Raw genomic sequence first — 25,409 nt, 5'->3', positions numbered from 1 at the left:
TACTCCTTGATGACTTTGAAGAGAGGGGCAATTAGCCGTTGATCGAAACCACTTGGATTTCGGTGAAGTTCTGGCGGTGGCCCTGACGCTTCTGGTAGTGCTTACGACGGCGCATTTTGAAAATGCGGACCTTGTCGTGGCGACCATGGGAAACGACCTTCACCAGAACCGTAGCACCTTCAACCAGGGGAGCACCAAATTTGATGCTCTCGCCCGCGCCAACGGCGAGGACCTGATCGATCGTGAGTTCGGAACCAATGTCTGCCGGTATCTGTTCTACTTTAAGTTTTTCGCCAGCGACAACTTTATACTGCTTGCCACCGGTTTTTATGACCGCGTACATGATTGAAAACCTCATCAATTGTTTAATAAAAATCCCTGCGGCGACGACGGGTTATTGGCCGCGCTGCGCTTCTCTGGTGCCGGGGAACAGGGAATTATACACGGTTCGATCTCTTGCGTCAAAAGCCGAGACACAGTCAGCAATGCAGTCGGGCTGCCGTGGCATTGCGGCAACGCCTGCGCAGCAGCCGGGGAAACACGGTGCACGCCTCGCGCTGGTCGAAATGGCACGGCTCATGCTTGCATGTCGTATAATCGCCGCACTCTCGCACATCAACCGCATTTCAACTGTCACAGCAGGTTCGCCTTGTCCGCCGCTACCCCTCACGCACAGAACAACATCACCCAATCGATCGCCGCCGACATGGATGCGGTCAACACGGTGATCCGCCAGCGCCTGCATTCGGAAGTCAGCCTGGTCAACCAGATCGCCGAATACATCATCAGCGCCGGCGGCAAGCGCATCCGCCCCGTGCTGGTACTGCTGCTGGCCAATGCCTACGGATACAAGGGTGGCGCGCACCACGAACTGGCGGCGGTCGTCGAGTTCATCCATACCGCTACCCTGCTGCACGACGACGTCGTCGACGAGTCCTCGATGCGGCGCGGGCGCCAGACGGCGAATGCATTATTTGGAAATGCCGCCTCGGTGCTGGTCGGCGACTTCCTGTATTCGCGCTCCTTCCAGATGATGGTCAGCCTGGAAAACATGCGCGTCATGCAGATCCTGTCGGACGCGACCAACGTGATCGCGGAAGGCGAAGTGCTGCAGCTGCTGAACATGCACGACCCGGACGTCAGCCACGAGAGCTACCTGAAGGTGATCCGTTCCAAGACCGCCAAGCTGTTCGAAGCGGCGGCGGAACTGGGCGCCCTGGTGGCCGGCGCCAGCAGCGCGCAAGTGGCCGCGGCCGGCGAATACGGGCGCTCGCTGGGCACGGCGTTCCAGCTGATCGACGATGTGCTCGATTACGCCGGCGACGCCGCCGAGATCGGCAAGAACGTCGGCGACGACCTGCGCGAGGGCAAACCTACCCTGCCCCTGATCTACCTGATGGAACACGGCAGCCCGGAACAACGCGAACTGGTGCGTACCTGCATCGAGCAAGGCGACGAGCAGCATTTCGACGCCGTACTGGCCGCCGTCACCTCCAGCGGCGCCCTCGATTACACGCGCCGCGAAGCCGAAACGGCCGCCCGCCGCGCCGCCGAATCGATCGCCGACCTGCCGGAAAGCATCTATAAAGAGAGCCTGCTGCAACTGTGCCGTTTCGCTGTTGACAGGAACCATTGAGCAAATTTATATTAATGCTTCCTGAGGCATGTTTTCAGCGCCTCGAATTAGTCGGGGTGTAGCTTAGCCCGGTAGAGCGCTACGTTCGGGACGTAGAGGCCGGAGGTTCGAATCCTCTCACCCCGACCAGAATTTTCTCGATTAAAACAGCGGCCTTAGCCGCTGTTTTGTTTTGCGCAGAGGGCTTGTACGTCATTTGCCTTGAGCGAAGATCCGCTTCGAATCGGGGACGGACGCAACAATAGGTCTGCTATCGGCCAGAAGCGGACATTCGAGATTTTGAGCTCAAGTGAAGACGGCGCGCCCGATTTTCCGATTTCATGTTTGTGCAAAAGCTAGTCGCATCAACGAACAGCATTGCATCACAGCCGCGCCGGAATTAACTCAGAAACCGCCTTTGGAAACCGGGGGAAGGAACCTTGAAATGAAAAGCCCGCAATCTTCCGAATGCGGGCTTTCCCATTCAAACTGCGATGGATAAGCTAACGGGCTAGCGCAACAGCGCTTTCGAGGCCCCTGTCGAGTTTAATTGGTCTTCCCGGTGGCATTCACCACAAAACTCTTCCCGGTCTCTTGAATTTGGAAAGCGAAATCAAGATTCACATTCCGTCCTCCGGTCAAGGGAGTAACGAGTGAGAACGAGACAGTACTACCTGCACTAATTACCTGTCCATCCGTTAAACCTTCAAACCGGGGAACGACCGTCCCTGTGCTGTCCGTCGCCCGGAGGGAAACCACAGTGTAATTCTTTCCAACCGCTGTTAACTGGTAAGTACCTAACTTGGACGAGCTGGCACCTGCCACTGTGTTGTTGAAGGCCAGAGTCGCTGAGTACGGCATGGACAATTCCTGGGTGCCTCCCATAAAGGAATCGGTACTGTAAAGCTTCAGCGATTCGGCTGCAGCAGGGGCCTGGCTGAGTGGCAGATTCCATTGCAGCGATCCAGCAACCGGGGAAGTGGCGAAGAAATTTTCGGCATCGTATTCCAGCACACTCGGCGTGCTCGTTTTGAGCTGCGTGAACGTATAGCTTCGGCTCACGGGCATGCCTGGATAGACCCGGTCAAAGAAGCCGTATTGTGCCATTGCTGCGTCGTTGCTGAAGTACAGCTTGAAAGTTGCTTCGTCAATTGCGACGGTTTTCGGATTCGTCTGCGTGTAGTTAATCGTATAGGCGTTATAACCGTTGCCCTGGTCAACGACAGTGAACGAATTCAAGGTGACGTTAAGTCCGTTACGCGCCGTGTAGCTAACGCCAAGATACTTGGGTGCTTTGGCAGTGATCGCCACCGTAGAGGCAGCACTTTCTGCGCGGCCGTCGTTCACCACAAGCGTAACCACATACGTTCCTTCAATGTCAGCCTTGAAGGATGGGCGTGCAGCGGTAGCAGAAGACAGCGTGGCGGTGCTCCCGACGGGCTTGCTGGTCAGGACCCAGCTATAGGTCAAGGCATCGCCGTTGGCATCAGAGCTCGCGCTTCCATCGAGCGCGACGACAGCCCCGCTCGACACTTCCTGCGTCGTTCCAGCATTCGCTACCGGGCGAGCATTGCCTGCCGTTGCTGTAATGGTTACGCTTGCCAGCGCACTGCTGAGCTTGCCGTTATTTACGACTAAGGTTGCCTCGTACTGGCCGTCGACGTCAGGCGTGAAGCTTGGCTTGACGGTGTTTTGGGCGACTAGGGCGGCCTTACTTCCGGCCGGGAGTTTCGACAGCGTCCAGGCGTAAGACAATCCCGCGCCGTTAGCGTCTGAACTTCCGCTACCGTCCAATGTGACGACGGTTCGTGTAATAGCGTTCTGCGGTAAGCCAGCAACTGCCATTGGTGCGATCGCGCCGGCCATTACGGTCACGGTCACCTTTGCTGGCGCACTCGTATTGGCACCATCATTGACGACGAGACTGACGACGTACTCGCCTGCAATGTCAGCAATAAAGCCTGGCTTTGCCGATGAGGCGTTAGTCAAAATAGCGTTACTGCCTGGTGGCTTGGAAGCAAGCGTCCAGCTATAAGTGAGGGAACCGTTTGAAGCAGTGGTGCTCTTCGACCCGTCGAGTACCACAGCCGTGCCGGGAGCCACGTTCTGGTCGGCACCTGCATTTGCGAGTGTGACAGTGCTCGGCGCTGTCGATGACGTGGCGCTTGACGAACCACCGGGAGCAGACGAGCCGCCACCGCCTCCACATGCAGCTAAAACTGCTACCATTCCGCTCAATACGAGCGGGTTGAATATCTTTTTCATAACAATCCTGTTCTTTTCTTTTCTGTAAAATCTATTGCCAAATGGCGTTACCCATTCCGGCGAAGCAGTATATGGCGTTACCGATGGTTAAAATCTATTCAATTGTCACAAAAGCAACGGTTAAACGATGCTTAGCTGGAGCAGTCGCCGGCCTGAAGACTGCGAGGGCCGCGTCATCGAACGGCGGACATTCGCTAGAAGCATCGGGTGCGCACCACGGGATCGTGGTCGACTCCGGTTATGAGCCACGATCGACTCAGCTCTCATCGGTAGCAAGCAGTGTGGATTGACGTCCGCTATCGGCCAAGAGCAGACTATCTTCGGCCCACGCGTCACTTAAAAGAGAAAGGTTAAAATGCTATCTTCGTACATTTCCACTCCGATCCATGAGCAACGAGATATTGCGATCAAGCAATTCCGTGCCGGTATTTGTCTTATTGAGAAATCGGGTTTACTGGAATTTGACCAGACAAGCTTTACATTCCGAGGCGTGCCGCCGAGCATTTTCGAAGAGAAGGCTACAGAACTAGATGAACACTTCGGCCGCGTGATGTATTGGCTATGGTTCTCTACAGGGGCCGAATACTTGCTCAAAGGATTTTTGATTGTGCAAGACCCGGATTTCCTAAAGAGGACTCTGAAAGCTATACCGCTACCTGTGGCTGGCCCTAAGCGTGACCCAAAGTGGGTGGATAAGGTAATCAGCAATAAGGGAGCAGAAGAGCTCCAAGACGTTTTTAGCACGATGAACCTCGCGGAACAACTAGAAAGGCGCCTTAGCACGGAAATCCCTAATGGCTTTAAGCCCTCGCCTGAAGAGGCGCGAAGGACTAAAGCCGCATACTTAATATTGAAAGATGCGATTCGAAATCGTGATTCTCATGCTTATGTAGAGAACGTGCGTCAGTCACACCATCATATGATTCATGACTTCGCACCTGCTTTTGATACTCTACTCGCAGCAGCAGGAGCGAAGCAGTTGCTAACTAATCAGTAGCTTCTAGCGACAAGACTTCAGTCAAAATGAAATGAGCGAACAATAGGCGTGTCAGTTGCGCGCACGGCTTGTTCGCGTCCTTCCTAATGTCTGCTTCGGTCGAAAGGAAATGCTACCGGAGCTACAACCGGCGAAAACGGTCTCGTAATGTTGAGCGGCGCGCTGGCGTTGGTACGCAGGCAGCGGTATGCACAGGTACGCACGGTTTCCTAGACTCTAGGCGGTAACCGCGGAAACTCTTTCAAGCACGGCTCGTCCTTGAGCTTGGCGCGGAGCGTTTCGAGGATGGCGCCCTGCGGTCCGGCCATCGTCGGAAGCTCGCGCCGCCACTGCCCGCCGTCGAGCAGATTGGCGGACAGGTTTTTGCTGTTACGCTAGAGCCTTTCGACTACGTAACAGCGCGACTGGATTAGGTGCCCGATGCAGAGCAACAGTGTGAGAAGACCGCCTCCGGTTTTCTATAAGTTTTATCCGATCGAAGAATGGCTGCCTGGTCTATTCACTGGCGCATCCATTTCGTTCTCAAGCCGCGTAAAGTTTAACGACCCGTTTGACTGTCGGCCGGGTTTCCGACTTGGAAGCGGACCGAGTGCGCGCAAGTACCTGCACGACAAGTTCAAAGTTACTACCCTTTCTCCGTCGAAGAGGATCAAGGCGGTCAACGCGATCATGAACAAAAACGCGGGCAAAGACTCGATGGTGGTAGAAGAGACACAGAAGATGCTGGATGGAGTGGGGATCTTATGCTTGACCACGAGGTGGGACAACGCGTTGATGTGGTCGCACTACGCTGCTGATCATACCGGGATTTGCATCGGCTTCAGGTCCCATGTTGGTATATTCCAGGCAGCAAATCCGGTCGCATACAGCGAGACCTTCCCAGTCATCGATCGCCCAGGCGACGACGAGACGGAGATGTTTCGCAAGACGTTTCTAACGAAGGCGAAATGCTGGGAGTATGAGGATGAGTGGCGGATCACGAAGAACAAACGCACGCTCGAAGACCGGGACCAACTTTTCCGGGAATTCTGCATACGTACATCGGTGCCAAACGCTCGCACTCTTGCTGACCTCCGCGGCAGCTCACTGTACTCATTCGATAACTCTGCAATCGAAAGCGTAACTCTAGGCATGCGATCTGCCGAAAAAGAGCGACTTGTGATTGATGCGCTTTCTTCCGCGGGGCTATCGATTCCTCTATACAGGGTGGACTCTCCGTCGACAACGTATCTGTTATCGCGCCACCTAGTTACTTAGAGCGCCTAACAAAACCCTCTAGTTGCTGTGCAGGCAACAGCCGGGTACACTGAGCCGTGCCGGCCGTCTGCAATCGGCCAGGAGCGGTCGTTGCTAACTTTTTGACATACAGCACATTAAAACAATTTTGACCCATGAGCCTACTAGGCCATATTGGCATTCCCCCATCGTCACGGACACTTCCGTTAGGCGCATTTTAGATTTTCAAACTGTACCGGGCTGATGTAGCCGATAGTGGAATGACGCCGACGTGGATTGTAGAACCTTTCGATATAGTCGAACACATCAGCGCGTAAGTCATTCCTGGTCCGGTAGTGCTTCTTGCTCAGGCGCTCGGTCTTAAGCGTCGAGAAGAAGCTTTCCATTGCAGCGTTGTCCCAGCAGTTGCCGCGACGGCTCATGCTGCAAACGATGCCGTGAGATTCGAGCAGGCGCTGAAAATGTTCGCTGGTGTATTGCGAGCCCTGGTCCGAGTGGTGCAATACTGCCTGAGGCCGGCCACGGCGGAAGATGGCCATCAGCAGGGCATCCATCACCAACTGCGCCGTCATTGTCGGTTGCATCGACCAGCCCACCACACGCCGTGAGTACAGGTCGAGGACGACAGCGACAAACAGCCAGCCTTCGCCAGTCCACACGTAGGTAAAGTCGGCCGCCCATTTCTGGTTCGGGCCTGTCGCTTCAAACTGCCGGTCCAGCAGATTCGGCGCGATGGCGTGGACTGGCGAATCGAGCTGCCCTGGCGCACGACGTCGTTTGTGGCGTGCCTTGATGCCGGCCGCTTTCATCAGTCGCGCCACGCGGTTCTCGCTGCAGGAAAAACCAGCGTCGATAAGGTCTCGCACTACGCGCGGCGAACCGTATGTGCCATCGCTGGCTTCGTGGCTGTGCTTGATCGCTTTGAGAAGCTGGGCATTCTCACGTTCATGCGCACTTACTGGTCGGCCGAGCCAGTCGTAAAAGCCACTGCTCGATACACCGAGCAGACGGCACATCGTTCGTGTTGGCCAGATGGTTCGATATTTGGCGATGAAGCCGTACTTCACTTGAGGTCGGCTGCGAAGTAGCCGAGCGCCTTTTTTTTTTTAAGATGTCGCGCTCCGTCTTGACCTTTGCCAGCTCACGCCGCATGCGCTCATATTCCTGAGCCGACACCTTCTCGCGCCCGACTGCAACCTCTGCATCGACGTTGGCATCTCTGCACCACCGTCCCAGTAAATTGGCACCAATGCCAAGGTCCCGCGCAATCGCCGCCTTGCTCGCACCAGGCTGGCCTACCAACTTGACTGCCTCGCGCTTGAACTCTTCTGAAAACAACCGTCTTTCACGTGCCATGTAATTCCTCCGATAGGGACATCATACCTATCGAAAGTGTCCGAGGCGGTGGGGGAATGCCATATCACTTCCATAGCAGCGCTCTTCATGGCCTTTCCCGCCAGTGCGGACCCGCATCAACTTGGTCCTAAGGACGCGTGCATCGCAATGGACGACAAGTCTTGTGATGTTTCGGACGTCCACGCGTTTTCCGACGTTGACTTAAACGCCGACGGCGAAAAGGAGATTATCTTCGCTTGGTCCGGCGGTTCGTGCGGAGAACAGCACTGGATCTTCACTCGAAGAAAAGGGAAATGGGAACAAATTGGTAACTGGTGTGGGATGGACGGTGGTACATATTCAGTTCGCAAATCGAAACACCATGGGTTCCGCGACATAGACACTTACTTTGGGATTCTTCGGTTCAATGGAAAAGAATACCCGAATACGACCAAGAAGTAAGTTTGCTGTTGATTACTTTTTACCTTCAGCTTTGGCGAACGTCTGCTTCCCGAAGGTCCGCTTCGGGTCGGAAGCGGACGCTCGCGATCGCAGGTTTACATCACTGCCAGTTATAGAGAACGCGGCCTCGAGGATCAAATACAACCCGAGGCGCACTAGTTAAATCTAGTCCACTCGACGCAGGATGTTTGTAGGGACCTGCAAACTCCCGGTCATCGATACGTCTTTCGACGACTTTAACAAAGATAGAAATTGCCTCATGTAGTTGCAGATACTTCTCGAACTCGAAGTCCTGTAACTGGACGATAAACCCAATGTAAGAGCAGCCTTCCAAGACAGGTTCGATCGATGCCCTCTCTGCAAGCACTTCGCATGGATGAGGTACCTCGGAACAGACAGTTCTGAACAATGCACACATGGTTTCGCTCCCAAGCTAGACATGGCTCAGATCCTAGCGCCGAGTAATGGGTTCCGAAGCTATCATTTCTGATAGGTGCTTCTTACTAGTCAAGTCCAAATACGCGAGACATTGAGGCGTACGCAAACTGCTGGTATCTGAGCAGTGTGCGTGTTGATGGCCAAAGGTACTGATGCTCGGGGAAGCTTTGGACAGGCAGTAAATAGATCTGTGCCACCTCGTCGTTGGCCTCGTTCATACGAATCCAAACGACGAAGTCAGCCGGCGGCGAGTGTCGCACGGTGACTTTCCAGCAAGGGTGGCTACGCTCATACCGGCACCTGGTGCATAACAAGCGCACGATGACACCGTTGATCCGATATGTCCGCGTCGTCAATTTCTCTACTTTTGCCTTTGCCCGAAGTGCACAACGCTCCAGTTCAATTGCCGTGTCTTTGGTCACGCAGCGAATTCTGAATCGGGCGATCGTCGCGCGGGACAATGATGGACCAGACACCCCAGCAGCCTCGTATGCGGCAACTAATCCTCGAAAACGCAGCGCATACGACTTTGCTGACGGGAGACAACTGTTATCGATGAGATCCGCGGAAACGTTGCCATGCTCAACAAGGATCTCTCGCAGACCGTCGAGCATCTCGTCGTCGGTCCAGTGCTTTCCGCGGCGTAGTCGCACCTGTTTGGTCTTGTTGAACATCTCATTGCTGACAATGCCTGGAAAAGCATCCTCGACCCTTACCCATTTGTCGGTGTCGTTCGGGCGGCGGGAGCTTCGGAAGCGCTGTGTACTGCGATTAAAGATAAGGGTACCGGCATACTTCTCGTTCGTAAGTATCCCCTTGACGTTGTGGGCAGACCAAGGCCTGCCGAATTGATTCGTTAAGCCCTCAGCATTGAGTATCTCTGCAATCTTGGTGTCAGGCATCTCCCTGTTCGTGCACATGTCGAAGATCCTGCAGACAACAGCGACCTCTTCACTAGGCCCAAGAACGAAACCCACCCGATCAGTAGGCAGGCTTTTTCGTTCGCCAATCTCGAGTGTTCGGAGCGTCAGTCCATCTGCCGAGTGACACTGACGTCTAAGCCCGTACCCAGCCGAACCACCTTGTTTGTAGCCAGCTGCGGTAAGTCGGCATTGCGCCCGAAAGACCTTCGCCGATAGCTCCCGACTGTACTCGGCAGCCATTGCGCGCTTCAGTCCCTTGAGCAGTGTTGCCAAGGGTGACCCGTCGTTCGTGAACGGCTCAGCGCAATACGAAATCATGATGCCGGCTTTCCGGCATGCATATTCGTAATAGGCACTTTCATCGACGTCCTGAAACCGTCCCCAGCGGCTTACGTCGTACACAAGAACGGCAACATAGCCGGCTTGACCGGACTGTACGTCGTTAAGTAGCTGTAGAAGCCCGTTGCGTCTGTTGAGAGTCAATCCGCTTCGCCCTTCGTCACGATAAATCGCAATGACTTCGAAATCGTGCTGAACTGCATATTCTCGTAGGGCCGACTCTTGATGGTCTGTCGAGTAATTCTGATGCTCAGTCGACGCTCGCACGTACAGTGCGGCGCCGCGGGAAACAAGCCGGGCCATGGCAGAACTCCTCACTAATGCTGATGTCGGTATGTTGCGCTTCAGGCTGTGCGTCGAACTGGCTTACGGGCCGAACATTGACGCCAGGGACAGGTATCGTAATTCGGCGAGGCGCTCAAGGTTCGACTCTTTCAGGTAGAGCGGACCGTTCGCGAGTTTCGCTGCCGGAATCAGGAAGTAATCAATAAGCTCATGTGTGTCACCGTGGAGCCGTGCCGTAAGGACGAAGTCGGCATCTGGCAACGGCATGACTCTCCAATTTACCAAGCCTCTTTTCGGCCTACGTCGAGTCGCAATTTCTATTCGGACCCGAACACACTGGTTGATGACCAAAGTGTGCGGCGCTTTGACCTCATGTACGGTAGCGCCAGAGGATAGTGCGAGTCTTTTTACCTCTGCAAAAAGGTCGCGCAGCTTCGCTGCGATGAGCTTTTTCGTTTCGACGAAAACGTGGGACGGGCAGGGGATAAGCCCAGCCGCATCATATGCAGCGATAAGAGAGCCGAAGCCGCGCACGAAAAGCTGAGGGTCCGGCATAGACGGATCCGCCGCGATGATCTTCGCGTTCACCCTGCCGTGCGTTTCGTGACACCTCTGCAGGAGGACGAGCAACTCGTCCAGGGTGTAGCGACGCACGCGCCTGGCTCGCTCATCTCGCGCTTGAGCGAATAACGATAAAGAAATCAGGGGCTCGACGGCACCTTCATTCACGACCCACTCTGCATGAGGATTGGACTTGCGCCGACTCGATAGCTTGCATGACTTCCTGTTGAACGCCAACGTTCCGCAATACTTCAGGTTAGTCAGCAGTGAATTGACCATCGAGTGGGTCCAGGGTCTGTCAAACTCGCTGGCGATGCCCTCAGCGTTCAGTAGCCGGGCAATAGCTGGCTCGCTGAGCTTTTGTTCTAGGTAGAGGGCATAGACGCGCCGGATTGTTATTGCCTCGTGCGCCGGGCCCGGGATGAGTATGACCCGGTCAGTGACAGCTCCCTTTGCCTCACCGTATTCGAGTACCCGGCGCGGTGTCCCATCCTTCGTTAGGGCTAAGCGTCTGAGGCCATAACCGGCATGGCCACCTTGCTTGAATCCGATCTCGGTGAAGCGACATTGCGCGTTGAAGGTCTTTGTCGAGAGCTCCCGGCTATACTCCGCGGCCATCATTCGCTTGATGCTCTTCATTAACGCACCAAGTGGTGTTGCATCGTCAGAAAATTGCTCACCGCTGTAGACCACCTTGATGCCAGCACGGCGGCACGTATGCTCGTGGTAAGCCGCTTCGTCAACGTCTTGGAACCTACCCCAGCGGCTCACGTCGTAAACGATGATCAGCTGAAAGTCGGCATTTCCCGACTGCACGTCATCGATCAGGCTCCTTAGCCCTGTACGGCGCCGGATATCGAGTCCGCTCTTACCCTCGTCCACGTACTCGCGTACAACCTGAATGCGTTTGCTGAGCGCGTACTCGTAGATTTTTGCGCGCTGATGATCGGTCGAGTAATTTTGGCTCTCGGTCGACATCCGCACATAAATCGCGGCCTGAATTGGCTGGCTTGGTAACACGGATGCGCTCCTTGTTTGAGCTACCGATGAGACCTGTAGAGTAAGGAGAGTACCGAATTAGGCGGAAGCGGGACGCACGCGAGGGAAAAAAGGTGATTGAAGCTCGCAGCATTCTCAACTGACAGCGCAACTGGCATGACGAAACGGCGCCTCAAAGCGCCAAGGGCAGGAACGAGTCCGCGCGCTGAGCGCGACATTCTGGCGGGTGACATCTAAGAATTAGTGTTTAGATAAATATACGAATTACTTATCGTCGACATCACGAACTGAAAGTATATTTATGGCCCCAAGGCATTTATACTGCACCGCAACATCACAGTATTTATCTTGGAGCGACACATGAACGCAGCAACGATCACCCAGGCGCAGGAACAAGGGCTGCGCCACCAATCCACCGGCCTGTTCGCGACCATTCGCAGCTTTTCGGAGCAGCTCTTTGTTGCGCACGGCGGCTGGCTTGCCGCCCGCAAGGAACGCGCACAACGCGCTTCGTACGCCGTCGCCGAACGTGCAGGCCGCGCCGAACTGTTCGCGATGGCGGCCGATGCCGAAAAGCATTCGCCGAACCTGGCCGCAGAACTGCGCTGGATGGCAAACCGCTAAGCAGCAGGTAGCAAGCAGTAAGTAGCAGGTAGCAAGCAGCAGGTAGTGAGTAGTGAGTAGTAATTAGCAGGTAACAGCGCGCGCCCCGGCTTTCGCCGCCGCAAACGGCAGCCCGGGCGCAAACCTCCCTCCTCCGCCCGGGCCGTCGGCGCCCGCCACGCCCGGGCCGCACTTCTTTCCTCTATTGCGCGGCCTCCTCGCCGCAGCTGGCCAGCGCCAGCAGCTTGCCGATCTCCGGCACGCAGGATCCGCAATTGCCGCCCGCCCTGACGCAAGCCGTCACCTGCGCCGTCGTCTCGAGACGGTTCGTGCGGATCGCCGCGCAGATCGTATTGCGCCCGACGCCGAAGCAGGAGCACACCGTCGGACCGGGGTCCGGGCCCTGTTGCGGCGCCCGTCCTGCCAGCAAGGTAGCGCGATCGAGCGCCCCCAAGGATTCACGCGCGAACAGGCCGGCCAGCCAGTCGCGCGCCGGCAGCTGCGGGCGGCGCGCAACAAACACGCAGGCCTGCAGCCTTCCGTCGACCAGATACGCCGCGCGGTAGGCGCCGGCACTGCCGTCTTCGTAGTCGATCCAGTCGGCATCCCCATCGGCCGCCAGCAGCGCGCGCGCCCAATCGGCGCCGACCGGTCCCCGTCCCCCCATCTCGTAGCGCACGAAACCGTCCCCCTGGATACGGGTCCAGTTGGCGATGCTGTCGAGCGACAGCGCTTCCCGGCTCAGCACGAAGGCATGCCACTCGACCACGAAGGGTTCGATGCGCACCGGCGTATGCTTGAATTCCGGTTCGCCCGAGACCGGATCGACCGCCGGATTGACCAGCGCGCCGACGCGGGCGTCGGACGCCGTCTGGCCGCTCCAGTGGATCGGCACGAACACGCTGCCGCGGGCGATGCCGCCGCCGTGCGTGACGCGCGCCACCATCGCGCCCCAGCGGCTGGTAACGCGTGCCAGCTCGCCTTCGCGCACGCCGCACAGCAAGGCATCGTTCGGATGCAGGTCGATCGACGGTTCCGGCGCGTGGTTCGCCAGGCGCGGCGACTTGCCGGTGCGCGTCATCGTATGCCACTGGTCGCGCATGCGTCCGGTGTTCAGCGCCAGCGGAAATTCGTCGTCGAGCGCGTGCACCGGGAACCGCGGGGCGGTGGCGACGAAGCGCGCCTTGCCGCTCGCGTGGGCGAAGCGGCCGTCGGCGAACAGGCGCGCCGTCGCCTGCAGCGTGCCGTCCGCAGCGCGCAGCACCGGCCACTGGATCGGCTCGAGCGCGTCGTAATCCTGGCGGCGCATGCCGCTCATGCCCGAGATGTCGAACACGCGCCGGCCAGCGCCGCCCTCGCCATTGCGCCAGCCCGACAAGCGCGCGTGCTCGTCGAAAATCGCGTGCGCGTCCTCGTAATCGAAGCCGCCGAAACCCATGCGCCGCGCGACTTCGCACAGCGCCCACCAGTCGGCACGCGCTTCGCCCGGGGCCGGAAGAAAGGCGCGCTGGCGCGAGATGCAGCGCTCGGAGTTGGTCACCGTGCCGTCCTTTTCTCCCCAACCCAGGGCCGGCAGCAGCACGTCGGCATGGGTGGTGGTATCGGTGGCGCCCACGATATCGCTGACCACCACCAGCTCGCATTTTTCCAATGCGCGCCGCACCTGGTCGGCGTCGGGCAGGCTGACCAGCGGATTGGTGGCGATGATCCACACCGCTTTTACGCTGCCCTCCTCCACCGCGCGGAACAGGTCGACCGCTTTCAGGCCGGGTTTATCGGCGATCCGCGGCGCCTCCCAGAACGCGCGCAGGGCGTCGCGCTGCAGCGGATTGTCGAGGTCCATGTGGGCGGCCAGCATGTTGGCCAGCCCCCCGACTTCGCGCCCGCCCATCGCGTTCGGCTGACCGGTCAGCGAGAACGGCCCCATGCCGGGATGGCCGATGCGACCGGTGAGCAGGTGGCAGTTGATGATTGCATTGACCTTGTCCGTGCCGCTCGAGGACTGATTGACACCCTGCGAATAGGCGCTGACGACCTTCGTGGTCGCGGCGAAGCCCTCGTAGAAGGCCAGCAGCTTCGCCGGGTCGACGCGGCAGATGCGCGCGACCTGCGCCGGGTCGCCGCAATCGGCGTCGGCAGTCGCCAGCGCCATGTCGAGCCCTTCGGTATGCGCCGCCACGAAGGCCGAATCCTTGATCCCATGGCGTGCCAGATAGCTGAGCAGGCCGTTGAACAGCCAGACGTCCGTTCCCGGTTTGACCGGCAGGTGCAGGTCGGCCAGTTCGCAGGTGGCGGTGCGGCGCGGATCGATCGCCACGACCTGCAGCGATGGCCGCGCCTCCTTTGCCTTCAGGATGCGCTGGAACAGGGTCGGATGACACCAGGCCGTGTTCGAACCGACCAGCACGATCATGTCCGCCAGCTCGAAGTCTTCGTAGGCACCCGGAACCAGGTCTTCGCCGAAGGCGCGCTTGTGGCCGGCCACGCTGGAGGACATGCACAGGCGCGAATTGGTGTCGATGTTCGCGCTGCCGACATAGCCCTTCATGAATTTATTTGCGACGTAATAATCCTCGGTCAGCAGCTGGCCGGAGACGTAGAGCGCGACCGCATCCGGCCCATGCTCGGCGATGATGGAGGCGAAGCCGCCGGCCACGCGTTCGAGCGCTTCGTCCCAGCCGGCGCGGCGCATGGACCCGTTTTCGCGCACCTGTGGGTACAGCAGGCGCCCGTCCAGGTCCAGGGTTTCGCCGAGCGCCGCGCCTTTCACGCACAGGCGCCCCCTGTTGGCGGCATGCGCGGTGTCGCCGGCGATGATCGGAATGGTGCCGGGCTTGACGGTGGCGCTCACGCCGCAGCCGACGCCGCAATATGGACAGGTGGTGCGCACGGTCTGCACGGGAAGTGACATGTCCATGGTGTTTCCTTTTTCTAGGTGGCGGCGCACAGCGCCTGCCCGAACAACAGGCGGTCGCGGAAGCTCGACACGTCGGCACCGCGCTGGATCAGGTCGAAATACCAGGGGCCGTCGCCGACGTCGCCCACCAGCACGGCCCCGGTCACGCGCCCGCCTTCGAGCACGAGGCGTTTATAGATGCCCGAGGTACGGTCGCGCAGGATCAGCTCTTCGCTGCCGGCGCCCCCAAGAATATCTCCGGCCGAGTACAGGTCGATGCCGGTGACCTTCAGCTTGGTCGCGGTGGCAGCCTGCACATAGCGGCGGTGTCCGGCGCCGGCCAGGTGGGCGGCGCAGACCCGCGCCTGCTCCCAGACCGGGGCGACCAGGCCGAAGGTGGCGCGCCGGTGCTGCACGCATTCGCCGACGGCGTAGATGCGCGGGTCAAAGGTCTGCAGCGTGTCGTCGACGACGATGGCGCGTTCGCAATGCAGGCCCGCCTCGCGTCCCAGCGCCACGTTCGGCCGCACGCCGGCGGCCATCACGACCAGGTCGGCCGAGAGTACGCTGCCGTCGGCGAAGTGCACCGCCTCGACCTTGCCCTCGCCGGTGATGGCGCTGGTCTGGGCCGCGAGCACGATGCGCAGGCCGTCGCGTTCCAGCGTTTCCTTGAGCAGGCGGCCCGCTTCGCCGTCGAGCTGCTGGTTCATCAGGCTGGCGGCCACATGGACGACGGTGACGTCCATCCCGCGCCGCATCAAAGCATGCGCCGCTTCCAGCCCGAGCAGGCCGCCGCCGATGACGACCGCGCGTCCTCCCTGGCGGGCAGCGGCCAGCATGGTATCGACATCGTGCAGGTCGCGAAAGCCGACCACGCCGGGCAGCGTATTACCGGGAATGGGCAACACAAAAGGCGTCGAGCCGGTCGCCAGCAGCAGCCGGTCATACGGCGCTTCCAGGCCGGAACGCGCGACCACGACGCGGCGCTTGCGGTCGATGCGCACGACCGGATCGCCCGCATGCAGGGTGATGCCGTGTTCCGCATACCAGGCGCGCGGATGGAGCATGATCTCGTCGACGTTCTTGTCGCCCGCCAGCAGCGGGGAAAGCAGCACGCGGTTGTAGTTCCCGTGCGGCTCGGCACCGAAGACGGTGATCTGGTACAGGTCGGGCGCGAGCTTCAGCAGTTCCTCGACCGTGCGCATGCCGGCCATGCCGTTGCCGATGAGGACTAAGCGGGCGCTTTTCCGCTCCGTATTCATGCGGCTACCCACACGGTGCCGTTCTCGACCCGCACCGGAAAGCTGCTCACCGAATGCGCCGGCGCTTCCAGGCATTCGCCCGTCTGCAAGTCGAAATGGTGCTTGTAGATCGGCGAAGCAACGACGATGCGCTCGCCGATGCTGCCCACCAGGCCGCGCGAGAGCACGGCCGCGTTGGCGTTCGGGTCGTAGTTATCGATCGCGAACAGGCTTTCCTCGCCGACGCGGAAGACGGCGACCTGGCGCCCGTTGAGCAAGGCGCAAACGCCGGTGTCGGGGACGATCTCGTCGAAGGCGCAGACGGCGTTCCAGTTGTGAAGTTGGCTCAGTTGCATATCCCGGTGCATGGCAGGCTCCTTAGTTGACGACCGCGATCGGAATCGTGCGGCGGCGTTCTTCGATGGTGGCCGGGCGAACCTGGCCGCGTTCCGGCATGAAGACGACGTTCTCGTCCTGCGCCGGGCTGTTGACGAAGTGGCGGAAGCGCTTGCGTACTTCCGGATCCTCGACCGCGTTCTTCCACTCGCAGGCATAGGTGTCGACCACCGCCTGCATGTCGGCCTCCAGCTCGGCGCCAATGCCCAGCTTGTCCTCGACCACGACCTGCTTCAGGTAATCGAGCCCGCCTTCGAGGTTCTCGCGCCAGGTGCTGGTGCGCTGCAGGCGGTCCGCGGTGCGCACGTAGAACATCAGGAAGCGGTCCACCAGTTTCACGACCGTCGCCTCGTCCAGGTTCGATGCGATCAGCTCGGCGTGGCGCGGCTTCATGCCGCCGTTGCCGCACACGTACAGGTTCCAGCCCTTGTCGGTGGCGATCAGGCCGACGTCCTTGCCCTGCGCCTCGGCGCATTCGCGGGTGCAGCCGGAGACCCCGAATTTCACTTTATGCGGCGTGCGCAAGCCCTTGTAGCGGTTCTCCAGCGCGATCGCGAAGCCGGCGCTGTCGCCCACGCCGTAGCGGCACCAGGTCGAGCCGACGCAGGATTTCACGGTGCGCAGCGACTTGCCGTAGGCGTGGCCGGATTCGAAGCCGGCGGCGATCAGCTCTTCCCAGATCGGCGGCAGCTGGTCCACGCGCGCGCCGAACAGGTCGACTCGCTGGCCGCCCGTGATCTTGGTGTACAGGCCGTATTTTTTGGCGATCATGCCGACCGCGATCAGGCCGTCGGCCGTGACCTCGCCGCCCGGCATGCGCGGCACCACGGAATAAGTGCCGTCCTTCTGGATATTCCCGAGGAAGTAGTCGTTCGAATCCTGGAGGCTGGCGTGCTCCGGTTTCAATACGAAATCGTTCCAGGTCGAGGCCAGGATGTTCGCCGCTACCGGCTTGCAGACGTCGCAGCCCAGGCCCTTGCCGTGTTTGGCGAGCAGCTCGCCGAAGCTCTTGACGCGGCCGACGCGCACCAGGTGATGCAGTTCCTGGCGCGAGTGGTCGAAGTGTTCGCACAGCGCGCGGCTGACGGTCACGCCCTGCTTGGCCAGTTCGGCGTTCAGCACCTGGGTCACCAGCGGCACGCAGCCGCCGCAGGCCGTGCCGGCGGTGGTGCACTTCTTCAGCGCACCGATGCTCGCCGCGCCATCACGCACAGCCGCGCACAGGCTGCCTTTCGAGACGTCGTTGCAGGAGCAGATCTGGGCCGACTCCGGCAAGGCGTCGACGCCGAGTCCCTTCTTCGGCGCGCCGCCCGACTGCGGCAAGATCAGGCTCTCCGGCGCTTCCGGCAGTTCGATGCCGTTCAAGGCCATCTGCAACAGCGTGCCGTATTCGGCGGCATCGCCGACCAGCACCGCGCCCAGCAAGCGCTTGCCGCATTCGCTCACCACCAGCTTTTTATAGGTCTGGCGCCGCTCATCCAGGTACTGGACGCTGCGGCTGCCGCTCGTTGCGCCATGGGCGTCGCCGATGCTGGCCACGTCCACGCCCATCAGTTTCAGCTTGGTGCTGAGGTCCGCGCCGGCAAAGCCGCCGGGGGCGCCGAGCACGTGGCGCGCGGCGGTGCGCGCCATGTCGTAGCCCGGCGCGACCAGGCCGAACAGCTGGCCGCGCCAGGCTGCGCATTCGCCGACGGCGTAGATGTCCGGATCGGAAGTGAGGCAGTCGTCGTCGACGGCGACGCCGCCGCGCGGGCCCAGCGTCAGCCCGCAGGCGCGGGCCAGCTCGTCGCGCGGGCGAATGCCGGCCGAGAACACGATCATGTCGGTGTCGAGGTGGGACCCGTCGGCGAACTGCATGCGGTGGGTACCTGCTTCGCCATCGACGATCTCCAGGGTGTTCTTGCCGGTGTGGACGGTGACGCCCAGTTCTTCGATGCGGGTACGCAGTACGCGTGCGCCGTGGTCGTCCACCTGCACCGCCATCAGGCGCGGCGCGAATTCGACCACGTGCGCTTCCAGGCCGAGGTCGCGCAGCGCCTTCGCGCATTCCAGGCCGAGCAGGCCGCCGCCGACCACGACGCCGGTGCGCGCGCGTGCGCCGCATTCCCGCATCGCTTCCAGGTCTTCGATCGTGCGATATACAAAACAGTCGGCGCGTTCGCGGCCCGGCACCGGCGGCACGAAGGGAGAGGAACCGGTGGCCAGTACCAGCTTGTCGTAGGCCAGCACTGCGCCATCGGCCAGCGTCACCGTGCGCGCGCCGCGGTCGATGGCGACGACTTTGGCGTTCAGTTTCAGGTCGAGGTTGGTGCGCTCGAAAAAGCCCGGCGCAACCAGCGACAGGTCTTGCGCCGTTTTCCCGGCGAAGAATTCGGACAGGTGTACGCGGTCGTAGGCCGGGCGCGGCTCTTCGCCGAGCACCGTGATGTGGATGTGCGGTGCCGCTGCGGCCAGGGTGTCGACGAATTTGTGGCCGACCATGCCGTGGCCGATGACGATGATGTTCATGCTGCTCTCCTTGTTTTCCGACTAAGCACGCGCCGCTGCAGGCTCGGCAGCAGTGACGGTATTGCTGAAACGGGCGCCGAGTGCGCACAGGCTGGCGACGACGACCAGGCCACCGAGGATCATCAGGGTCTGGCGCACGTCGCCCGTCCCTTTCATGAGGAAGCCGGCCAGCACCGCGCCGACATTCCCGCCGGCGCCGACGATGCCCGCCACGCCGCCGAGCGCCGTCGGTGCGACGAAGGGCACGAGCGCATAGGTCGCGCCGCAGGCCATGTGGGTAAACAGGCCGAAGCAGAGCATGGCGATGAAGGCAAACGCGACGCCGTCCGCATTCGCGAACAGCAGCAGGCCGAGGCCTTCGCCGATCATCAGCACGAACAGCACGGTGACGCGGCTGTTCAGGTCACCACGCGCCGCGCTGCGGTCCGACAGCCAGCCGCCCAGGGCGCGGGCAAACAGCGCCAGCAGGCCGAAGCTGCCGGCAGCCAGCCCGGCGGCCTTCAGCGACAGGCCGAAATGGTCGACGTAATAAATGGCGGCGATGTTGTGGATGAAGATCTCGATGCCGAAGCAGGCGCCGTAGGTGACGAACAGCAGCCAGGCGCGGTGATTGCGGCAGGCGGCCTTGAAACTGGCCCAGCCGCCCTTGCCGCCGCCTTCGAAGTGGATGCCGGCCGCGCGCAGTTCGCTGAAGTTACCCGCCGGGCAGTCCTGGGTATGGCGCCAGTAGACGACGGCCATGACCAGCATCGCGACGCCCGGCACGATCAGGGCGATGCGCCAGCCCATGGTTTCGCTCACGCCGGCCATGACGAGGGCCGCGAGCAGCAGCGGCATCGCCGCCTGCGCCGCCCCGCCGCCGCTGTTGCCCCAGCCGGCGGCGGCCGCGTTGGCGGTGCCGACCACCTTGGGGGCGAACATCACCGAGGTGTGGTACTGGGTGATCACGAAGCTGGCGCCGACGGCGCCGATCCCGAGGCGGAACAGCAGGAAGCTTTCGTAGCTCTGGGCGAACGCGACGCCGAGTACGGGAATCGCCCCCAGGGCGAGCAGGCCGGTATAGGTCTTGCGCGGGCCGTAGCGGTCGCACAGCGGACCGACGAGCAGGCGCACCAGGATCGTAATGGCGACCGCGGCGATGTTGATGTTGGCGATTTGCGCGACCGACAGGCCGAATTCGCCTTTGATCACCGGCATCAGCGGCGCGCAGGCGAACCAGGCGAAGAAGCAGATGAAGAACGCCATCCAGGTCAGGTGGAAGGCACGCATCTGCGGCGTGTGGAAGTCGGTCAATCTGATGCTGTTCGCTTTGCTGGCCATGTCATCCCTCTTTTGAAAACAAAAAGGCGTCCGCGTCCCAGGGTGGTACCTGGAAGGCGGACGCCGTTGTCCGGAATGCCGGTCCAGCAGTGGACCGGCTATGTAAATGAAGGGATCGCCGTTGATCCTGCGTTCAGTGTTTGCAAGAGGCGTGCCAGCGGAGATGCGGGGCGGGTGATGCGGTCGGTCGGGAAGGGAGCGCTCTATTGCAGTGCACAATGCGCGCTAATGATGCGGAACGGCGCACTACCGGTGGTCGGTGCATCATCGCGCCGCATGAGCATGACCCGCAGGCGCGGCTCATGCGCTCAAGGGCTGCGGATCGCGCTGGTGGATATCGAACGAGGCCGCGTAGGCAAGCGGATCGCTCCCGTCCCACACCCGGCCATCCATCAGCGTACTGCTGCGCATGGCGGCCGACGGCAGGTCCACGCCTGCCAGCTGCGCCGCGTCGCGATACAGCTCGACCCGGTTCACCCTGGCCGCCACGCCCAGGTAATCGGGATCCTCGCGCAGCAGGCCCCAGCGCCGCTGCTGGGTCAGGAACCACATCCCGTCCGACAGCCACGGGAAGGTCGCCTCGCCTTCGCCGAAGAAGCGCAGGCCCGGGAAATCGGAACGGCGCGGCACCAGGCAGGCCCGCAGCAGCTCGACGTCGGCATGCACGTAGGCCGGGCTGGCCAGCACCTCGGCGGCGGCTTCGCGGTTGGTGGTCGAGGCGTCGAGCCAGCGCGCCGTGTCGAGCAAGGCGGCGACGAGGGCGCGGCAGGCGTTCGGATGGCGCGCCACGAAATCGGCGCGCGCGCCGAGCGCCTTGCCGGGGTGGTTCGGCCAGACCTGGCCGCTGGACGCAACCAGCGCGCCGCTCGCTTCCATCACGGCGCGCCGGCTCCAGGGTTCGCCCGCGCAGAAGCCGTCCATGTGGCCGGCTTCCAGGTTGACCGCCATCTGGCTCGGGGGCACGGTGACCAGCCGGGTCTGCGCCAGCGGATCGATGCCGGCCGCCGCCAGCCAGTAGCACAGCCACATCGCGTGGTTCCCGGTCGGGAAGGTGTGGCCGAAGGTGTAGCGGCGCGGCTGCTCGCGCATCAGGGCGGCGAGACCGGCGCCGTCCTGGACGCCGGCCGCCGCGATCGCCCGCGAGAGCACGATGGATTGACCGTTCTGGTTCAGGTTCATCAGCACCGCCATCTCGCGCGCGGCGCTGCCGATCCCCATCTGCAGGCCATACAGCAGGCCGTACAAGGCGTGGGCGGCATCGAGCTCGCCGTTCGTCAGGCGGTCGCGCATGCCGGACCAGGACTGCTGCCTGTCGAGCGCCAGCTTGATGCCGTACTTTTCGTCGAAGCCGAGGATCGACGCCATCACCAGCGGCGCGCAGTCGGCAAGCGGCATGAAGCCGATGCGCAGCACTTCCTTCTCGGGCCGGTCCGACCCGGCCCCGTGGACGTTCAATGCAGCGCCCTGGCCTGGCAAGTCAGTCATGCGTTTCCTTTCGCCGGATCTAGCCCAGCAAGTCCTCGACGTCCAGGATACGCTGCGCGATCTCGGCCAGTCTCATGTTCTTGTTCATCGCCAGGCTGCGCAGGCGGCCGTAGGCTTCGTCTTCAAGCAGGCCGTGGCGCTTCATCAGCACACCCTTGGCGCGGTCGATCACCTTGCGCTCGGCCAGTTTCTGGCGGGTGTCGGCCAGTTCGCCCAGCAGCTTCTGTTCGCGCCTGAAGCGCGCCAGCGCCACGTCGAGCACCGGGCGTACCCGCTCGGCACGCAGGCCGGCCACGATATAGGCCGAGACGCCGGCCGCCACCGCCGCTTCCATCGTGTCGGCGCTGTCGTCCTCGGTGAAGAGCACGATCGGGCGCCGGGCCTCGCGCGTGGCGATCACGATGTGTTCGAGCACGTCGCGCGCGTCGGACTCGCTGTCGACGATGATCAGGTCCGGCTGCAACTGGGCGATGCGTTCGGGCAGGAAGATGTCGGGCGGGAGCGAAGCGACGATATCGTAGCCCGACTCCAGCAGGCCGACGCGCAATGCTGCGCTGCGGCAGGCCTGGGTGGCCAGTTCGGCGTCGCCGGCCGGCACGTCGCCGCCGGTAACGACGACGATGCGCAGGCTGCGTGAGGGATCGGCTGGTTTCATGCGCTTTTCGAATGCAAGAACCGCGCCATCCACGATCGGACACAGCGCAAAGGTATTCTTGGAGGAAATATCTGCCATGCGAACTACGCAGAAGACATTCATCAAACGCATCGCCGGCATCACAAACGAAAAGTTTATTTATGACTGGGTCTCACATATACTGCACCGCAACATCACAGTGTTTTTCAGGAGATCCACCATGACCGTTCTCGAATTCGTCCCCATCGCTCTCGCCGTTCTCGCCGTTGTCGCCCGCGTCGCCATGTTCCTGCCGCGCGCGCCCAAGTCCGCGGCTCAGGCGCGCTAAGCCGCAACGCAGCATCGCCCCTTCCCGATAAAGCGCGCCTGTACGTACGCAGGCGCGCTTTTTTTATGCCGGATAAATGTTCCGGCGGCCTCCCCTGTCGCAGAGTGGCTGCGCTAGAATGCATTCGCAATTTCTAGCCAGAAAGCTATTTTCCCTACTCACCAAACATCCACGATGCGACTTCCTGCACTGACTTTCCTTGCCGCGCCGTTCTGCGCGCTCCTTGCGCTTCCGGCAACAGCCGCGCCCACTCCGATTACCCTCGACCAGGCGATGGCCCATCCGGACTGGATCGGCAATCCCGTCGAACAGGCGTGGTGGGGCTGGAACGGCAAGGACGTGTACTTCAAGCAGAAGCGCACCGGCTCGCAGCTGCGCGACACCTTCGTCGTTGCGCAAAACGGCGCGCACAAAGTCGCCGACACCGAATTATCCAGGCTCGACAGCCCGGCCGTGGTCTACGACCGTGCACACAGCCGCACCATCATGGTGCGCAATGGCGACCTGTTCGAGCGCGACCTGAAAAGCGGTGCACTGGTTCAGATCACGCGCGGCGTGAAGGCCGAAGATCCGCAATTCTCCAGCGACGAGCGCGCGGTGCAGTTCCGTATCGGCCAGGACTGGTTCAGCTGGGATCGCGCCAGCCGCCTGCAGGCCCCGGTCGCCCTGCCGCGTGCGGCCAAGGATCCGGCGGCGCAGGACCCCGACGCACTGCGCGACATGCAGCTGCGCCTGATCACGACCCTCAAACGCGCGAAGGACGACCGCGACGCCGCGCGCGCCCGCCTCGACGAAGAGCGCCGTCTCGATCCCACCCGCGCGCCCGGCCAGGTCTACCTGGGCGACAAGGTCACGATCGAAGGCAGCGCATTGTCTCCCGACGGCCGCTGGCTGGTGGTCGTCACCGCCGCCAAGAGCGCCGATAAAGGCCGGGTCGGCAAGATGCCGCGCTACGTGACCGAATCGGGCTACGAAGAGACGGACGACGAGCGCACCCGCGTCGGACGCACCAATCCGGCGCCGCATCAACTGAAACTGATCGAACTGGCGTCCAGCCGCGTGCAGGACATCTCCTTCGACACCCTTCCCGGCATCGCGGTCGATCCGCTGGCCCAGCTGCGTGCAGCCGCCAGGCTCGATCCCCTGAAAGGCAACCGTCCACTGCGCATCGCCGACCGCGCCGACGCCATCCGCTGGAGCGGCGATGGCAGCCAGGCTGCCGTGATGCTGCGCGCCGTCGACAACAAGGACCGCTGGATCGCCACCATCGACCTGAAGGCGGCGACACTGAAGCCGCGCCACCGCCTGACCGACGAAGCCTGGGTCAACTTCGACAACAGCGAATTCGGCTGGCTGCCCGACAACCGCACGCTGTGGTACCTGTCGGAAGAAAGCGGCTACCCGCACCTGTACACGCAAGGGCTTGACGGCCGCGCCCGCGCGCTCACGAGCGGAAAATGGGAAGCCGGCGAGGTGCAGTGGAGCGCTGACGGCGGCACCGCCTACCTGCTCTGCAACCGCAAGAATCCTGGCACTTACGAAGTCTGCGCGGTGAACGCGAAGGACGGCGGCACGCGCGAAGTCACGAACCTGGAGGGGGTCGAGCGCTTCGCGCTGTCGCCGGACAGCCGCAAGCTGCTGGTGCACTATTCGATGAGCTACATGCCGGCCCAGCTGGCAACGGTGCCGGTCAGCGGCGGCGCGGCCGTCAGGCTGACCGACACGCGCACGGCGGACTATAAAGCGCGCGAATGGATCCAGCCCGAATACGTGGCCGTGCCCTCGAGCGACGGCGGCGATCCGGTCTGGTCCAAGCTGTATCGTCCCGCCAAAATGGAGCCGGGTAAAAAATACCCGGTCGTGATGTTCGTGCACGGCGCCGGCTACCTGCAGAACACGACCAAACGCTTCCCGGTCTACTTCCGCGAGCAGATGTTCCACAACCTGCTCGTCGAGAAGGGCTATGTCGTGCTCGACATGGACTACCGCGCCTCGAAGGGTTATGGCCGCAACTGGCGCACCGCCATCTACCGCCAGATGGGCCACCCGGAACTGGTCGACTACCAGGACGGCGTGAAGTACATGGTGGCGAATGTCCAGGGCGACGCGGCCAACGTCGGCATCTACGGCGGCAGCTACGGCGGCTTCATGACCTTCATGGCCCTGATGCGCGCACCCGAGATGTTCAAGTCGGGCGCAGCCCTGCGTCCGGTCACCGACTGGACCACCTACAACCACGAGTACACGGCGAACATCCTGAACACGCCCGACCTCGATCCGCAGGCCTATAAAGTGTCGTCGCCGATCGAGTACGCCGACAAGCTGCAGGGCAACCTGCTGATCGGTCACGGAATGGTCGACGACAACGTGTTCTACCAGGACTCGGTGCGCATGGCCCAGCGCCTGATCGAACTGAAAAAGGATAACTGGGAACTGGCGAGCTACCCGCTCGAGCGCCATGCCTACACCCAGCCGGAGAGCTGGTTCGACCAGTACCGCCGCATTTATAAACTGTTCGAACGCACGCTGAAGCAGTAAGCGCA

Annotated in this window: 19 protein-coding genes and 1 tRNA gene; 8 read left to right on the top strand and 12 right to left on the bottom strand. The window is 61.4% G+C overall.

Features of this window, described 5'->3' with window-relative positions; genetic code table 11:
* Positions 1-31: 31 nt before the first annotated feature.
* Positions 32-343, bottom strand: coding sequence for a 50S ribosomal protein L21 (rplU, locus tag ACI48I_RS10880; RefSeq protein WP_082493710.1), 312 nt, complete (start codon positions 341-343; stop codon positions 32-34).
* A 306-nt stretch (positions 344-649) separates the two neighbouring features.
* Here rplU and ispB point away from each other — a divergent pair, with 306 nt between their 5' ends.
* Together ispB and ACI48I_RS10870 are read left to right on the top strand one after the other, a co-directional pair.
* Complete coding sequence (ispB, locus tag ACI48I_RS10875; protein ID WP_498574170.1) at positions 650-1,636, top strand: octaprenyl diphosphate synthase; 987 nt, start codon at positions 650-652, stop codon at positions 1,634-1,636.
* A 52-nt stretch (positions 1,637-1,688) separates the two neighbouring features.
* Positions 1,689-1,765: transfer RNA gene (locus tag ACI48I_RS10870), tRNA-Pro, on the top strand.
* 396 nt (positions 1,766-2,161) lie between these two features.
* Here ACI48I_RS10870 and ACI48I_RS10865 read toward each other — a convergent pair.
* Positions 2,162-3,880 (bottom strand): PKD domain-containing protein, encoded by a 1,719-nt coding sequence (locus tag ACI48I_RS10865; RefSeq protein ID WP_498574169.1) that lies wholly within the window; start codon positions 3,878-3,880, stop codon positions 2,162-2,164.
* A 355-nt stretch (positions 3,881-4,235) separates the two neighbouring features.
* Here ACI48I_RS10865 and ACI48I_RS10860 point away from each other — a divergent pair, with 355 nt between their 5' ends.
* Entirely contained in the window at positions 4,236-4,877 is a 642-nt protein-coding gene (locus tag ACI48I_RS10860) for a hypothetical protein (RefSeq protein WP_498574168.1), read from the top strand.
* 420 nt (positions 4,878-5,297) lie between these two features.
* Positions 5,298-6,134 carry a DUF2971 domain-containing protein gene (locus ACI48I_RS10855; RefSeq protein ID WP_498574167.1) on the top strand — a complete coding sequence of 279 codons (837 nt, stop codon included), beginning with the start codon at positions 5,298-5,300 and terminating at the stop codon, positions 6,132-6,134.
* A 185-nt stretch (positions 6,135-6,319) separates the two neighbouring features.
* Here the strand turns inward: ACI48I_RS10855 and ACI48I_RS10850 are convergent.
* A protein-coding gene (locus tag ACI48I_RS10850) for an IS3 family transposase (protein WP_498574166.1) occupies positions 6,320-7,469 on the bottom strand; the annotation gives its coding sequence in 2 pieces (ribosomal slippage) (positions 6,320-7,201 and positions 7,203-7,469; 1,149 coding nt in all).
* An 87-nt stretch (positions 7,470-7,556) separates the two neighbouring features.
* Between ACI48I_RS10850 and ACI48I_RS10845 the strand changes: the two genes are divergently transcribed.
* Positions 7,557-7,910, top strand: coding sequence for a hypothetical protein (locus ACI48I_RS10845; RefSeq protein ID WP_498574165.1), 354 nt, complete (start codon positions 7,557-7,559; stop codon positions 7,908-7,910).
* Between the two features lie 503 nt (positions 7,911-8,413).
* Here ACI48I_RS10845 and ACI48I_RS10840 read toward each other — a convergent pair.
* Together ACI48I_RS10840 and ACI48I_RS10835 are read right to left on the bottom strand one after the other, a co-directional pair.
* The gene (locus ACI48I_RS10840; protein ID WP_498574164.1) at positions 8,414-9,913 is read right to left on the bottom strand and encodes a recombinase family protein; all 1,500 of its coding nucleotides are present in this window, start codon (positions 9,911-9,913) and stop codon (positions 8,414-8,416) included.
* 63 nt (positions 9,914-9,976) lie between these two features.
* Complete coding sequence (locus ACI48I_RS10835) at positions 9,977-11,476, bottom strand: recombinase family protein (protein ID WP_498574163.1); 1,500 nt, start codon at positions 11,474-11,476, stop codon at positions 9,977-9,979.
* Between the two features lie 339 nt (positions 11,477-11,815).
* Here ACI48I_RS10835 and ACI48I_RS10830 point away from each other — a divergent pair, with 339 nt between their 5' ends.
* Entirely contained in the window at positions 11,816-12,079 is a 264-nt protein-coding gene (locus ACI48I_RS10830) for a hypothetical protein (protein ID WP_193686898.1), read from the top strand.
* A 181-nt stretch (positions 12,080-12,260) separates the two neighbouring features.
* On the opposite strand, the gene ACI48I_RS10825 is transcribed toward ACI48I_RS10830, so the two are convergent.
* The 7 genes from ACI48I_RS10825 to ACI48I_RS10795 form a co-directional block, all read right to left on the bottom strand.
* On the bottom strand, positions 12,261-14,975 hold the full coding sequence (locus ACI48I_RS10825; RefSeq protein WP_498574162.1) for a molybdopterin-dependent oxidoreductase: 2,715 nt from the start codon (positions 14,973-14,975) through the stop codon (positions 12,261-12,263).
* A 14-nt stretch (positions 14,976-14,989) separates the two neighbouring features.
* The gene (locus tag ACI48I_RS10820; RefSeq protein WP_498574161.1) at positions 14,990-16,216 is read right to left on the bottom strand and encodes an NAD(P)/FAD-dependent oxidoreductase; all 1,227 of its coding nucleotides are present in this window, start codon (positions 16,214-16,216) and stop codon (positions 14,990-14,992) included.
* Positions 16,213-16,563 (bottom strand): nitrite reductase small subunit NirD, encoded by a 351-nt coding sequence (gene nirD / locus ACI48I_RS10815; protein WP_193686901.1) that lies wholly within the window; start codon positions 16,561-16,563, stop codon positions 16,213-16,215. Before nirD ends, ACI48I_RS10820 begins: the two co-directional genes overlap by 4 nt.
* Positions 16,564-16,573: 10 nt before the next feature.
* On the bottom strand, positions 16,574-19,099 hold the full coding sequence (nirB, locus tag ACI48I_RS10810; RefSeq protein ID WP_498574160.1) for a nitrite reductase large subunit NirB: 2,526 nt from the start codon (positions 19,097-19,099) through the stop codon (positions 16,574-16,576).
* A 21-nt stretch (positions 19,100-19,120) separates the two neighbouring features.
* Positions 19,121-20,419, bottom strand: coding sequence for an MFS transporter (locus tag ACI48I_RS10805; protein ID WP_498574159.1), 1,299 nt, complete (start codon positions 20,417-20,419; stop codon positions 19,121-19,123).
* Between the two features lie 300 nt (positions 20,420-20,719).
* Entirely contained in the window at positions 20,720-21,904 is a 1,185-nt protein-coding gene (locus ACI48I_RS10800; RefSeq protein ID WP_498574158.1) for a CmpA/NrtA family ABC transporter substrate-binding protein, read from the bottom strand.
* Between the two features lie 19 nt (positions 21,905-21,923).
* Positions 21,924-22,559, bottom strand: coding sequence for an ANTAR domain-containing response regulator (locus ACI48I_RS10795; RefSeq protein WP_498574157.1), 636 nt, complete (start codon positions 22,557-22,559; stop codon positions 21,924-21,926).
* Between the two features lie 76 nt (positions 22,560-22,635).
* Here ACI48I_RS10795 and ACI48I_RS10790 point away from each other — a divergent pair, with 76 nt between their 5' ends.
* Positions 22,636-22,866 (top strand): hypothetical protein, encoded by a 231-nt coding sequence (locus tag ACI48I_RS10790; protein WP_498574156.1) that lies wholly within the window; start codon positions 22,636-22,638, stop codon positions 22,864-22,866.
* Positions 22,867-23,040: 174 nt separating this feature from the next.
* On the top strand, positions 23,041-25,404 hold the full coding sequence (locus ACI48I_RS10785) for a S9 family peptidase (protein WP_498574155.1): 2,364 nt from the start codon (positions 23,041-23,043) through the stop codon (positions 25,402-25,404).
* The last annotated feature ends 5 nt before the right edge of the window (positions 25,405-25,409 follow it).

The sequence above is a fragment of the Massilia sp. LXY-5 genome (assembly GCF_059801075.1).
The sequence above is the reverse complement of the archived record's forward strand: the minus strand, read 5'-3'. Positions and strand labels throughout refer to the sequence as shown.